A 12720-nucleotide genomic window follows, 5' to 3' on the forward strand; every position below is an offset into this window, starting at 1 on the left:
GACTTTCCAAGCCCGAGCTTGGTAAAACCAAGTATCGCAATCAGGTCGGGGAGGCCACCGCATGGAATTCCGGCAGTCCAGCAAGCTCAACGAGGTCTGTTACGAGATCCGGGGCCCGGTCATCGAGCACGCCAACGCCCTGGAGGAGGCGGGCCACAGCGTGCTCCGCCTCAACACCGGCAACCCGGCGCTCTTCGGTTTCGAGGCGCCGGAAGAGGTCGTCCAGGACATGATCCGGATGCTTCCGCAGGCCCATGGCTACACCGATTCGCGCGGCATCCTGTCCGCCCGCCGGGCGGTGGCGCAGCGCTACCAGGCGATGGGGCTGGCGGATGTCGGGGTCGACGACATCTTCCTCGGCAACGGCGTCTCCGAGCTGATCTCCATGGCCGTCCAGGCGCTGCTGGAGGACGGTGACGAGGTGCTCGTCCCGTCCCCCGACTACCCGCTGTGGACGGCGGTGGTGACCCTCGCGGGCGGCAGGGCCGTGCACTACACCTGCGACGAGGCCTCGGACTGGAACCCGGACCTCGCGGACATGGCGTCGAAGATCACCGACCGCACCCGGGCCGTCGTGATCATCAACCCGAACAACCCGACCGGCGCCGTCTACCCGCGCGAGGTCCTCGAAGGCATCCTCGACCTGGCGCGCAGGCACGGCCTGATGGTGTTCGCGGACGAGATCTACGACCAGATCCTGTACGACGACGCCGAGCACCACAGCGTGGCATCCCTCGCCCCGGACCTGGTCTGCCTCACCTTCAGCGGCCTGTCGAAGACATACCGCGTGGCGGGCTTCCGCTCCGGCTGGATGGTGGTCTCCGGCCCGCAGCAGCACGCGCGCAATTATCTGGAGGGGCTGACGACGCTCGCCTCCATGCGCCTGTGCCCCAACGCGCCCGCGCAGTACGCCATCCAGGCGGCGCTCGGCGGCCGGCAGTCGATCCGGGAGCTGGTCGCACCGGGGGGCAGGCTGTACGAGCAGCGCAACCGGGCCTGGGAGAAGCTGAACGAGATCCCCGGGGTGTCGTGCGTGAAACCGAAGGGCGCGCTGTACGCGTTCCCGCGCATCGACCCGAAGGTGCACCCGATCGTCGATGACGAGAAGTTCGTCCTGGACCTGCTGCTGCGGGAGAAGATCCAGGTCGTGCAGGGCACGGGCTTCAACTGGCCGCGGCCCGACCACTTCCGGATCCTGACACTCCCGTACGCTGACGATCTCGACGCGGCGATCAGCCGCATCGGCCGCTTCCTGACCGGATACCGCCAGTGATCGGACACCCCTGATGGCCTGCTCCGCCTGCCGCGTTCCCGTCCTCACCCAGTTCGCCTCGCCCGAACTCGTCGGCCCGATCGTCGAGGGCGGACTCGATCCGGCCACCGATCCGGCGTGGGCGGAGTCGGGCGCGGCATCACCGGCCGAGTACGCGCGCTGGTCCGGTCATCTGTGCGGTATGACCTGCCTGCGCATGGCACTCGCCACCGGGGAGAGCCCGGACGCCCACTCGGCCGAATCCGCCGGGACCGCTGGGGCAGTTGGGGCACCGTCCTTGTTCGCGCTGCGCGACGGGGCACTCAAGTACGGCGCGTACACGGAGGATGCCGAGGGGGTGATCCGGGGCCTGATCTACGCGCCCTTCGCGGAGTACGTACGGGAGGTGCACGGCCTCGACGCCACGGTCCACCGCCACCTCTCACCGCAGGAGATCCTCGATCTGCTGGACGGCGGACGGACGGTCATGGCCTCGGTGCACTACGGCATCCGGCACCCGCGGCGGCCCGCTCCGGGACGGGGCGGGCATCTGGTGCTGCTGACGTCGCGTGCGGCCGACGGCGCCGGCGTCCACTTCCACAACCCGTCCGGAATCACGGCCGAAACGCGTGCCGCGGATCTACCGCTGCCCGACTTCGAGCGCTTCTTCGCGGGGCGCGGGGTGTCGCTGCCCACAGGCGTGTGAGACGGGGCGCCCCGGAAACGGGAGCGGGCCCGAGGGCGTAGCCGACCCTCGGGCCCTGAAAGTGCCACCCATACGGCACGCCGACACTTTTAAGGATCCGTGTCAGGTTTATGTCGTCGCGTCCTGCCTTTAGACGACCGCAGATCGAAGCTCTGCGGGCCGGAGTCGAACCGGCATCTCGACGCCCATGGGCACGGGCCCGATTGATTCGGCGATCGGTGGCGAATGCTGAGTCTGGAGCAAGAGTCTGAGATTGATCGCGGTCTGCCTCTGCCATTTGGGCTACCCCGGCCCGTCCGTGTGCGGGGAACGCACCGAATGCCGGGGGGAGGACTCGAACCTCCACTGGAACCGCGTCGTCACGACAAGCTTCAGTTTCAGCTTGCGCTCCTCGCGCACCCCGGCCGTAAGGGACGGCCGGGGAATCCATGGCCGGTCACCCGAAGAGGTAACCGAATACCGCATCACCCACCCGCTGGTCGGTGACGTCCACGCCGTTGGCCTCCTCGCGGGCGAACTTCACGGCCTGCTGGAGCTTCTCCACCCGGTCCAGCAGTTCGTTGACCCGTCGTGCGGGAAGGGCTCCGGAGAACTTCATCGTCGTCCAGTACCCGATCGGAATGTCCTCGTAGTACACCTCGACCTGCGCCGGGTGCTTGTCGGTGGCCTCCGCCTTCACATGGTTGCGGGGCACCTTCTTCGTACGAAGAGTCCTCACCGGCTCGGTCTTCCAGGAGTCCGTCGACGGGTCCTGGGTCCATGCCTCGGAGGCATCGAGGACCGGAAGCTTGCGGACAAAGGTGTTGATGTCCGTCAGCTGCTTCTCCAGGAAGAGGAGATACGACACCGGCACCTCGCTCACGAGCACCCGCCCGTCGACCTTCACGTCCGCGCGGGCCGTGCAGTTCGCCCAGTCCTTCGTGGCGGTCACATCGAAGAGCCGGGTCAGGGTCGTCGCGGTCTCCCGCAGCACGTCCTCGGCCTTGATCTGCACCAGCGTCGACTCGGGCGGCAACTGCTCGCCCTCCTCGTCCTTCGGCTGATACGTCCGGGAGATCCCGGCCAGCAGACCGGTCTTCTGGAGGCCGTGATGCGCCGCCGTCAGGTCCTGGTGAGCCTTGGACTTGACGCCCTTCTCCACTGCGATGATCTGATTGAGTTTCGCCACATCGAGGAAGCTAGCAGCGCCGGGCCGACCGGAACCAGGGATTTTCGGCGGCTGCGACCCTTCGCCGGATCATCGGGGCCGGCGGGCCGCTCCGGCGCGGGGCCGACCGAGCGGACGCCCCGCGAAGGCCCGGCGTCCACGGCTGCCGGGGCGCCCACGGGGCCGGCGGGGCTACGGTGAAGTCGCGGGCCGATCCGTACGGGTGGATTCCGGCGGAAGCCCCCATGTCCTGCCGCCGGCCGACGGGGGCCGCTTGTCACAGTGAGCCCCGCGCATCCGCGCCGCAGGCCCTCACAGCCCCCGCGCAGACTCAGAACGAAGGCCCCGCTGTGCCTCACCTTCCCCACACCTCCCGCACCAAGGACGGCGCCAAGCAGCACACCGCACTCACCGCGGCCGCCGCCGCCCTGGCCGTCCTGGCCATGGGCACGCCGGTCGCGTACGCCACGCTCGGCAAGGAAGCCCCCTCCGCTTCGCAGCCCGCCGCGCCGTCCGCCGCCGCGCGCGGGAAGGCCCACATCGAGACCCGGTTGTACTTCGGCACCGAACGCCCAGACGGTGGACCTAAGGTGACCGACCGTCAATTCCTGGCGTTCGTCGACGAGGAGGTCACACCGCGCTTCCCGAGCGGGCTGACCATCCAGGATGGCCGGGGGCAGTGGCGCGATTCCCACGGGGTGGTCGAACGGGAGCGCAGTTACGAACTGACGCTGCTCTACCCGGCGTCCGAGGCACGGGTGCGCGACGTCCAGATCGAGCGGATCCGGGACGCCTACAAGAAGGCGTACGCCCAGGAATCGGTGGCCCGGATCGAAGAGCGCGCGAACGCCGACTTCTGACGCACTCTCCGCCGCCCCGCCGCACCGCTCCCGGTCAGGCCGCCGTGCGGGCCCCGCGCCCGTGCGGCCGGCCGAGCCGGCGTGCCAGCACGTGCGCTCCCGCGGCGGCCACCGGGAAGAGCGCGAGTGCCGCTGCCGCGGTGCCGGCACCACCGGCCCGGACGCCGGCCGCCCTCAGCCGCCGAGCCGCCCAGAGCGAGTACGGGATGACGACGGTCGGCGCGGTGGCAACCCCCGGCGTATAGCCGCGATACGCCAGCGACTGCGCCATGTGCACGACGCCGTGCAGCCCGAAACCGACCAGCGCGGTCCGGAAGAACGGGCTGCGGCCGCCGGTGCGCGCCCCGTCCGCCGAGGCTGCCGCCATGAGCCCGCCCATGAGCCCGAGGGCGACGCCGACATCCCGCCGCGAGAGCTCCATCCGCGTCCAGACCCGTTCGGGCACTCCCGGGAACCGCGCCTGGAGCCGTGGCCGGGCGGACCGCGACCAGTCGGCCATGGTGACCAGTTCCTCCAGATCATGGGCCGCCCAGGCGGCGAGCAGCCCCCAGGTCACCGCCTTGGAAACCGTTGCCTCCGCCATACCGGCCCCTCTGTGTCACAGTACGATGACCGCACCCTACAACGCAACGCAACGTTGCGTTGCTTTCCTTTGGAGTGCCCATGCCCGACCTGTCCGTGAACCGCCGTCCGGGCAGGGGCCCTCGTGCTGCCGAAGCGATCTTCGACACCACGCTTCGCCATCTCGCGAAACGCGGCTACAGCCGTCTCACCATCGAGGCCGTCGCCCAGGACGCCGGAGTCAACAAGACGACGATCTACCGCTGGTGGCCCTCGAAACCGGCGCTGCTGCGGGCGGCCATGCTCCATTCCCGGGTCCTCGACGTCGACATCCCCGATACGGGCAGCCTCCGCGGCGACCTGATCACCCTCACCGAACAGGTCATCGGCCTGCTCACCGGCGGGCGTACGGAGCCGATCGCCCGCGCCATGACCTCGGGCACCGGCCTGCCGGACGACGAACTCACCGCCCTCACCCGCGACTTCTTCGCCGATCGGTTCTCCCGCGAGCAGCCGGTCTTCACCCGCGCCGCCGCCCGCGGTGAACTCCCCGAGAACACCGACCCGATGCTGGTGCTGGACCTGATCGCGGGGGCGGTCTGGATGCGCGTGCTGCTCCGCCGCGAACCGGTACCGCCGCACTTCGCCCGCGAGATCGTCGATGCGGTGCTGCCTCTCTGACGGGGCGGTGCGGACTACCGGTACTGTGCCGCGACCGGGAACCCGGGACCGATCAGACGCGCGGAACAGGGAGCGATCCACATGGGTGCGCCGATACGCCATTACACAGCGACGACACCGGGCGGCGAGGTGTTCACGGTCAATGTGGAACGGGACTTCCGGTACGACCCCTACCGTGACTTCCTGGTCTGCGCCCACTGCGGCTGGTCGCCTTCGCTGCTGACCACGGGGAAGACCATCGACATGGCCGGGGAGCATCTGGCCTCGGCGCACGGCGCCGTCCATGGGCTGTCCCAGCAGGAGAACGAGTCGTTCCGGAAAGCCCGGCTGATCGTGCTGCCGATCGCCGCCGTGCTGCTGATCGGCCTCTTCGTCTGTCTGCGGAGTTGAGGGGCGGGTGTCTGCGGAGTTGAGGGGCGGGCCCGGCCCCGGGAACCGCCGGGGAACGGCCGAGGAGGGGGGTCAGCCGCCGCTGAGTTCCATGAGCGCGCCCACCGGGTCGGAGCCCGGGGTGGCCCGGGGCCACCAGTCGTCCTCGCCGGGTTCGGATTCGTAGCCGTACCAACGGCCGTCGTGGCCGAAGCGGAGCTGGAGTGTGCCGCTGGGGTGCGTGAGTTGGTTGCGCCAGGGGTGGAAACGGGGGAAGTCGGCGGCTGCGAGCGCGGGGCGGGCCCGGTCGAACGGTCCGGCCGGAGGATCCCAGGGCGTTTCGAGGACGGACAGCCCTTCGGCGCCGCCCTGGCGCCAGGCCGCGACGGCCCGAGCCAGGTCGGTAGGGGTACGGCCGGTGGCGTGGGCCAGCTCTCGGTAGAGGGCACGGGTGGTCGCGGTGAGCCCGGCGGTGGGCCGGGACGCGGCCAGCCGCACCGCGTCCTGCCAGGCGGTGAGACCGGCGAGCGGGTCGAGGCCCGTGGTGAGGAGCGTGTGCGCACGGGCCGCCGCGTCCGTGGCCAGGTGGTCGAGGGCGAGCGGATCGCGCGCGCCGGGCAGGCTCGGGTACGAGGGCGGCTGCCCGGGGTGCGGCAGGACCATGAGCGGCGCGGGGAGCGGCGGGAGGTAGCGGTCGGCGAGGGCCTCACGGGCCGGTACGGAGGGGGAGGCGGGCGCGGCCGGGCGTTCCCTGGCGGAGTGCGCGGCGTTGCGGCGGCCCAGCTCTTCGAGGGTGTCGCGCTCGCCCCGGCCGCGCAGCAGCAGAAGGACGAACGGGTCGGCGTCCAGCAGCCGGGCCATCTGGTAGCAGAGGGCGGCCACATGCTTGCAGGGCCAGCCGTGGTCGGGACAGGAGCAGCCGGGATCGAGGTCGCCCGCCGCGGGCAGCAGTCCGATGCCGGCCTCGGCCGCCGTGTCGACCAGCGAGTGCGGCATCTCCTTGGCGAGCAGTGCGGCGAGGTGACCGGGGCGGGCGGCCACCGCGCCCAGGAAGGTGTCCCAGTCGGCATCGGTGAGCGCCCGCAGACGCAGCTCGGCGCGGTAGGGGCGGGGGCGGCTGCCGTGGACGTAGGCGACGACCCGTCCGGGAGTGACGGTGATCGCGGCGACCTTGCCGCTGTCGGCGTACGTGCGGCCGCGGGAGAGCCGTCCTTCGTCCATCGACAGGGACTCCAGGGCGGCCACCCAGGCGCGGCCCCACCAACTGTCCGCGAAGGGTTCGTCGCCGTCGGAGGTGCGGGGCGGCACGGCCTCGAAGGTGCGCCGCAGATCGTCGGGGCCGGGGCGCGGACGGGCGACCGGCCGGGACTCGGGGCGGGCGGACGAACGGGGCCGGGGCTGCGGGCCGGGGTGGGGCTGCGGGCGGGGGCTCATGACGGCCTCCGGAGCGAGACGAGATCGGCCAGGTCACGGTCGCTGAGCTCGGTCAGCGCGGTCTCACCGGCACCGAGGACCGTGTCGGCCAGGACCCGCTTGGCCCGCAGCAGCTCGCCGATCCGGTCCTCGACCGTGCCCTCCGCGATCAGCCGGTGCACCTGCACGGGCTGTGTCTGGCCGATGCGGTACGCCCGGTCGGTGGCCTGTTCCTCGACGGCCGGATTCCACCAGCGGTCGTAGTGGATGACGTGGGCGGCCCTGGTGAGATTCAGTCCGGTGCCCGCCGCCTTGAGGGAGAGCAGGAAGACCGGGACCTCACCGGACTGGAAGCGGTCCACCATCCGTTCGCGCTCGGCCACCGGCGTACCGCCGTGCAGGAGTTGGGAGGGGATGGCGCGCGAGGCGAGGTGGGCGGAGAGGAGCCGGGCCATCGTCACGTACTGGGTGAAGATGAGGACGGAGCCGTCCTCGGCGAGGATCGTGTCGAGGAGTTCGTCGAGCAGGGCGAGCTTCCCCGAACGGCCCGCGAGGCGGGTCGGTTCCTCCTTCAGATACTGCGCGGGGTGGTTGCAGATCTGTTTGAGCGAGGCCAGCAGCTTCATGATCAGACCGCGCCGGGCGATGCCCTCCGAGGCTTCGATGAAAGCCATCGTCTCGCGGACCGCCGCCTCGTAGAGCGTGGCCTGCTCGCGGGTGAGGAAGACGGGGTGGTCGGTCTCCGTCTTGGGCGGCAGCTCGGGGGCGATGCCCGGGTCCGACTTCTTGCGGCGCAGCAGAAAGGGCCGGACCAGCCGCGAGAGCCGTTCGACCGCTTCGTCGTTGGCGAGCCCGGCGGCCGTACCGGTGCTCTCGACGATACGGGCGTGCCGGGCCCGGAACGCCTTGAGGGGGCCGAGCAGTCCGGGCGTGGTCCAGTCGAGCAGGGCCCACAACTCGGAGAGGTTGTTCTCCACGGGGGTGCCGGTGAGGGCGACCCTGGCCGGGGCCGGGATGGTGCGCAGCGCCTTCGCCGTGGAGGAGTGCGGGTTCTTCACGTGCTGGGCCTCGTCGGCGACGATCAGTCCCCAGCTGTGGTCGGCGAGTTGCGCCGCGCTCGAACGCATCGTGCCGTAGGTGGTGAGGACGAACCCGCCGTCGGGTTCGGCGAGTGTGCGGTCGGTGCCGTGGAAGCGGCGGACGGGGACACCGGGAGCGAAGCGGTTGATCTCCCGGTGCCAGTTGCCCAGGAGGGAGGCGGGACAGATCACCAGGGTGGGTGCGGGGTGGGCGCGGTGCAGATGGAGGGCGATGAGAGTGATCGTCTTGCCCAGGCCCATGTCGTCGGCGAGGCAGCCGCCGAGGCCGAGCGAGGTCATCCTCTCCAGCCAGGCGAGGCCGCGCAGTTGGTAGTCGCGGAGCGTGGCGTCGAGACCGGGCGGCGGGGCGATGGCGGTGTCGTCGGCGGTGATGCGGGCGCGGAGCGCGGCCAGCGCGCCCACGGGCACCGCTTCGACCTGCTCCCCGTCGACCTCGGCGCTGCCGGTCAGGGCAACGGCGAGGGCGTCGACCGGATCGAGGAGGCCGAGCTCCCGCTTGCGTGCCTTGCGTACGAGCGCGGGGTCGACGACGACCCACTGGTCCCGCAGCCGCACCACCGGCCGGTGGGCCTCCGCGAGTACGTCCATCTCCGCCTCGGTCAGCCGCTCGTCGCCCAGCGACAGCTGCCAGTTGAAGGAGAAGAGCTGCTCGGCGTCGAAGAACGAGGTGCCGTCGGTCGCCGAGCCGGGCGCGGGTCGCACGACGGCGGCGGCGGTGAGGGAACGGGCGAGCTCCCTGGGCCAGTGGACGCTCACCCCGGCCGCCGCCAGCCGGGCTCCGGCGTGGCCCAGCAGCTCGTACAGCTCGTCCTCGTCGAGAGCGAGCACATCGGGCACCGGCTGCTCCAGCAGCCGCTCCAGCGGTGTCCAGACGCGGGCGGCGCGGCGCAGTGCGAGCACCGCGTCGATCCTGGCCCGCGGGCCGAACGGCTCTCCCGCCCCGCCGTGCCACAGGGCGGCGGCGTCGATGACGTAGGTCGGGTCGGCCAGGCTGTGCACCTGGGTGATGGCCGCGGCGGCGTGCCGCGCGGCGCCGGGGCGGGCACTCGCGGCCATCGGATCGGAGGCGTCGTCGGGGCGGTCGCCCTCGCTGTGGCTGTTGTGGTGGTCGTCGTCGGGGCCGGAGTACGTGTCCGCCGAGTCGAAGAGCTCGTACGCCGACAGGTCGAGGCGGAGCGAGACCCGTACGCCCGCGTCGAGCCCGGCCGCGACCTCGACGGCCCAGTCGCGGGCTCCCGGCAGATGCTGGGCCTCACGGGCCGCGAAGGGCGCCCCCATCGCGTATGCCGCGGCGGGCGTGCGGGGCAGGGTGTCGGCCACCGCGTCGAGGAACGCGCCGAGCAGCCACTCCGGCTCGGGGACCTGGAGCGGTGCGCGATCCGGGAGCGGGACCGCGTACCCCTCGGCCGGCATGGCGGCGGCGATCGCGCGCAGGTGCGCGACGTCCTCGGCGTCGCGCGGTCCGGCCCGCCAGGCGTCGTGGTCGTCGCCCGTCAGGCCGGGCAGCAGTCTGCCGCGCGCCACCAGGTTGAGCGCCTGGAGCGCGGCGGCGCCCCAGGCCCGGGTCGCGGGATGGGCGGACTGCTGGTGCCGGGCATGGGCCAGCAGGGGCAGCGCATCGCCCACGGGCAGCAGGACGGCCGGCACCACGCGCCGGCGGACGCCGTCCTGCCCGTGCCGACGGACGACGGTGATCTCGGCGGGGGCCGCACCGGACGCCGCGCCCTCGGGGTCCACCGGGCGGGACGGCTCCGGGAGAGGGCCGCCGTCGGGATCCCAGAAGGCGACGCGCCCGTCCCTCGGCAGCGATGCCGGCAGGAAGACGGCGGCACACCTCATGAGGCGGACGGCGGACTCGTCCGGCCGGTGCCGTGCCGTGGTCATCGGTCCCCTCCCGTCCCGCCGTGATCCTCTTGATCGTCTTGATCCCTATGACTCCTGCGAGTCTAGGCGGGGGGTCTGACAGCCGGACGCGTACCTGCGTTCCAGCAGGTGGGAGCCGCTGCCGACCGAGCCGGCAGTGGCCCCCGGTGCCGGGCTCAGTGCCTGGCGAGCGGCTTCGAACGGGACGCCCGCGCGGGTGCGGCGGCCGCGAGGGCGGCGGGCGTGGGTACGGGCCTCCCGGACTGCGACTTCTGCGTCCGCGACCGCGGCTGCGACTGCGGCTCCGCCTCGACAGGCCGCTCGGGCCGTGGCTGCGCCGGACGCTCGGGCTGTGCCGGGGCTGCGGGGCGGGGCGCCTGCGCGGGGCGCTGCGGCGGCCGCACGGCCTGCTGCGGCTGCAGCTCCGTCTGCTGTACGGGCTGCTGCTGTTGTACGGGCTGCTGCGCCCTCTCCAGGAAGCGGAGCAGCTCCACCGGGAACGGGAGCACCAGCGTGGAGTTCTTCTCGGCCGCGACCGCCACCACCGTCTGCAGCAGGCGCAGCTGGAGCGCGGCCGGCTGGGCGGACATCTGCTTCGCCGCCTCGGCGAGTTTCTTCGACGCCTGGAACTCGGCGTCCGCGTTGATGACGCGGGCCCGCCGCTCACGGTCGGCCTCGGCCTGCCGGGCCATGGAGCGCTTCATCGTCTCCGGCAGCGAGACGTCCTTGATCTCGACCCGGTCGATCTGCACGCCCCACCCGACCGCCGGGCTGTCGATCATCAGCTCAAGGCCCTGATTCAGCTTCTCCCGGTTGGACAGCAGATCGTCCAGGTCGCTCTTGCCGATGATCGACCGCAGCGAGGTCTGCGCCATCTGCGACACCGCGAACCGGTAGTCCTCCACCTGGACCACCGCGCTCGCCGCGTCGACCACCTTGAAGTAGATCACCGCGTCGACCCGCACCGTCACGTTGTCACGGGTGATCCCGTCCTGGGCGGGCACCGGCATCGTCACGATCTGCATATTGACCTTGTGCAACCGGTCGACGCCGGGGATCACCATGGTGAATCCAGGCCCTCGCACATCGTCACGGAGCCTGCCGAGCCTCAGCACGACGCCCCGCTCGTACTGCTTGACGACCTTGGCCGCCGCGGACAGGTACAGCCCACCCACCGAGGCCCCCGCCACTATCGCGATCACAAGCTCTTGGACCATGACGGCCCCCTGAGAACCGGAAACACTGAAACAGTTACTGCTACCACGGTATGCCCAATATCACCCCATATGAACATGGCTCGAAGCACTCCCTCAGAACGTGCCCGGAGCACTCCCTCCGGGGCGCACGTCCCCCGGCCGGCCGCGCACCGGATGCCGGGGCGCCGGGGAGCGGGCAGGGTGACCAGCGTCAGCACGTTCCCCGCGGCGTACGCGGTGCTGTGGCGCGTGCGGTGCTGACGGCTGAGCCGGACGAGACAGACGAGGACCCGCCCATGCCCGTGATCGATCACCGACGCCACCGTCTCGCCGCAGCGGCCGGCACCCTGCTCCTGACCCTCACCGTCGCAGGCTGCTCCGGCCTCGGCCGGACCGCGGTCGGGCCGGTCACCTACACGACCGAGCGGGACGCCGTGATCATGGTGAACAGCCCCTCGGTGAGGGGCTGCCACCGGCTCGCTCCCGCGGGTGCCAAGGAAGTGACCAACGGGACCCTGATCGACATCATCCTGTACCGCACGCGCGACTGCACCGGGCCGGGTACGACATACGTCGCGACCACGGTCAGCGACGTCACCGGGGCCCACGGCCTGCCGTGGCGCAGCTTCAGCACCGTCCACTGACCGGCCGCGGGCCGACCACGACCGTCCACCGCCCGCCCGGCCGGGCGGGCGCGGAACAGAACGGAGCGGCGAGCCGCTACCGCTCGGGGCCGAAGCTGATGGACCCGATCTCGGCGGCCTGGATCACCGGGCCGCCGATGCTGGCCGTCCCGCCGATGGTGTTGTGCACGCCGCCCGCAGGTCCACTGCCGCCCACATGGTCCAACTCCGCGAGAACGGCGCGGAGTTCGTCCGCCGCCCGCGGATCCGCGGCGAGCCTGCGGCGCAGCCGCGCGCGCCACTCGGCCTCGACGTCCCCGGCCAGCGTGTCGTCGCCCTCGCCCCGTGCGGCGGTCAGCTCACCGCGGGACGCCTCCAGCTCACCGGTCAGCGCCGACTCCTCCTCGGGCGTCGCCTCGCCCCGCGCGAGGAAGGCCGCCACCCGATCGCGTACCTGGCCCCAGGAATCGGCCACCATGTGCTGCACGAGTGCCGTTGCCCCCGATGCCGCCAATGCCACCAACTCGGCTTCCACCGAACCCCCTTCGGCCGTTGTGCACACGTCGTCGGTCTCCACGGTATCCGGCGGCGGCCCGACTCCGCTCCCTGGCCGCCGCACCCGCCCGCGGGCGTACGCGACCGGTTCGGCCGTACGGCCCCGCCGCTTTCGGGCCATCGGGACGAGCAGCCCGATGAGCAGCGCGGGCCTGTTCGCGTTCGTCCGGGCGCGTCCGGTTCCTCCCTCACACCGAGCGACGGGCGACCAGGGCCGCACTGATGTGCTGGAGGTCGGCCGGGCGGGCCGGGGAGAGACCGGTGAGACGGTCGATGCGACGGATGCGGTAATCGACGGTGCTGGGGTGGATGTGCAGGGCGGCCGCGGTGGTCCGCCGGTCCAGGCCGAGTTCGAGATGGGTCTCCAGGGTGTGCAGCAACTCCGGCTTCGCCT

Annotated in this window: 13 protein-coding genes and 1 pseudogene; 6 read left to right on the forward strand and 8 right to left on the reverse strand. The window is 71.7% G+C overall.

The window, feature by feature from the left end; translation table 11 throughout:
- The first annotated feature begins 61 nt into the window (after positions 1–61).
- Together ACIOMQ_RS19620 and ACIOMQ_RS19625 are read left to right on the forward strand one after the other, a co-directional pair.
- Positions 62–1273, forward strand: coding sequence for a pyridoxal phosphate-dependent aminotransferase (locus tag ACIOMQ_RS19620; protein WP_362206729.1), 1212 nt, complete (start codon positions 62–64; stop codon positions 1271–1273).
- Positions 1274–1286: 13 nt separating this feature from the next.
- Entirely contained in the window at positions 1287–1958 is a 672-nt protein-coding gene (locus ACIOMQ_RS19625; RefSeq protein ID WP_401756744.1) for a peptidase, read from the forward strand.
- A gap of 319 nt (positions 1959–2277) precedes the next feature.
- Here ACIOMQ_RS19625 and ACIOMQ_RS19630 read toward each other — a convergent pair.
- Together ACIOMQ_RS19630 and ACIOMQ_RS19635 are read right to left on the reverse strand one after the other, a co-directional pair.
- A pseudogene (locus ACIOMQ_RS19630) lies at positions 2278–2363 on the reverse strand.
- 31 nt (positions 2364–2394) lie between these two features.
- Positions 2395–3126 (reverse strand): hypothetical protein, encoded by a 732-nt coding sequence (locus tag ACIOMQ_RS19635; protein ID WP_362206727.1) that lies wholly within the window; start codon positions 3124–3126, stop codon positions 2395–2397.
- A gap of 329 nt (positions 3127–3455) precedes the next feature.
- Here ACIOMQ_RS19635 and ACIOMQ_RS19640 point away from each other — a divergent pair, with 329 nt between their 5' ends.
- Positions 3456–3965 (forward strand): DUF3574 domain-containing protein, encoded by a 510-nt coding sequence (locus ACIOMQ_RS19640; protein ID WP_401943062.1) that lies wholly within the window; start codon positions 3456–3458, stop codon positions 3963–3965.
- A gap of 34 nt (positions 3966–3999) precedes the next feature.
- Here ACIOMQ_RS19640 and ACIOMQ_RS19645 read toward each other — a convergent pair whose 3' ends face one another.
- Complete coding sequence (locus tag ACIOMQ_RS19645) at positions 4000–4548, reverse strand: HXXEE domain-containing protein (RefSeq protein WP_401943060.1); 549 nt, start codon at positions 4546–4548, stop codon at positions 4000–4002.
- Positions 4549–4628: 80 nt separating this feature from the next.
- Here ACIOMQ_RS19645 and ACIOMQ_RS19650 point away from each other — a divergent pair, with 80 nt between their 5' ends.
- Together ACIOMQ_RS19650 and ACIOMQ_RS19655 are read left to right on the forward strand one after the other, a co-directional pair.
- Positions 4629–5207 carry a TetR/AcrR family transcriptional regulator gene (locus ACIOMQ_RS19650; RefSeq protein WP_401943057.1) on the forward strand — a complete coding sequence of 193 codons (579 nt, stop codon included), beginning with the start codon at positions 4629–4631 and terminating at the stop codon, positions 5205–5207.
- A gap of 81 nt (positions 5208–5288) precedes the next feature.
- Positions 5289–5597, forward strand: coding sequence for a hypothetical protein (locus ACIOMQ_RS19655; RefSeq protein WP_362206724.1), 309 nt, complete (start codon positions 5289–5291; stop codon positions 5595–5597).
- A 72-nt stretch (positions 5598–5669) separates the two neighbouring features.
- On the opposite strand, the gene ACIOMQ_RS19660 is transcribed toward ACIOMQ_RS19655, so the two are convergent.
- The 3 genes from ACIOMQ_RS19660 to ACIOMQ_RS19670 all read right to left on the reverse strand — a co-directional run bounded on the left by ACIOMQ_RS19660 (position 5670) and on the right by ACIOMQ_RS19670 (position 11169).
- On the reverse strand, positions 5670–7010 hold the full coding sequence (locus ACIOMQ_RS19660; protein WP_401943054.1) for an SWIM zinc finger family protein: 1341 nt from the start codon (positions 7008–7010) through the stop codon (positions 5670–5672).
- A complete protein-coding gene (locus ACIOMQ_RS19665) occupies positions 7007–9973 on the reverse strand; it encodes an SNF2-related protein (RefSeq protein WP_401943051.1) in 2967 nt (988 codons plus the stop codon). Before ACIOMQ_RS19665 ends, ACIOMQ_RS19660 begins: the two co-directional genes overlap by 4 nt.
- A gap of 155 nt (positions 9974–10128) precedes the next feature.
- Positions 10129–11169, reverse strand: a complete 1041-nt coding sequence (locus ACIOMQ_RS19670; RefSeq protein WP_401940803.1) for a slipin family protein — start codon at positions 11167–11169, stop codon at positions 10129–10131.
- Positions 11170–11444: 275 nt separating this feature from the next.
- Here ACIOMQ_RS19670 and ACIOMQ_RS19675 point away from each other — a divergent pair, with 275 nt between their 5' ends.
- A complete protein-coding gene (locus ACIOMQ_RS19675) occupies positions 11445–11792 on the forward strand; it encodes a hypothetical protein (RefSeq protein ID WP_362206720.1) in 348 nt (115 codons plus the stop codon).
- 76 nt (positions 11793–11868) lie between these two features.
- On the opposite strand, the gene ACIOMQ_RS19680 is transcribed toward ACIOMQ_RS19675, so the two are convergent.
- Both ACIOMQ_RS19680 and ACIOMQ_RS19685 read right to left on the reverse strand, forming a co-directional pair.
- Positions 11869–12306 carry a hypothetical protein gene (locus ACIOMQ_RS19680; RefSeq protein ID WP_401756733.1) on the reverse strand — a complete coding sequence of 146 codons (438 nt, stop codon included), beginning with the start codon at positions 12304–12306 and terminating at the stop codon, positions 11869–11871.
- 208 nt (positions 12307–12514) lie between these two features.
- Positions 12515–12706, reverse strand: a complete 192-nt coding sequence (locus ACIOMQ_RS19685) for a helix-turn-helix domain-containing protein (RefSeq protein ID WP_401940800.1) — start codon at positions 12704–12706, stop codon at positions 12515–12517.
- Positions 12707–12720: the final 14 nt, after the last annotated feature.

This window comes from Streptomyces sp. NPDC087845 (genome assembly GCF_044742755.1).
Taxonomy (GTDB): Bacteria; Actinomycetota; Actinomycetes; order Streptomycetales; family Streptomycetaceae; genus Streptomyces.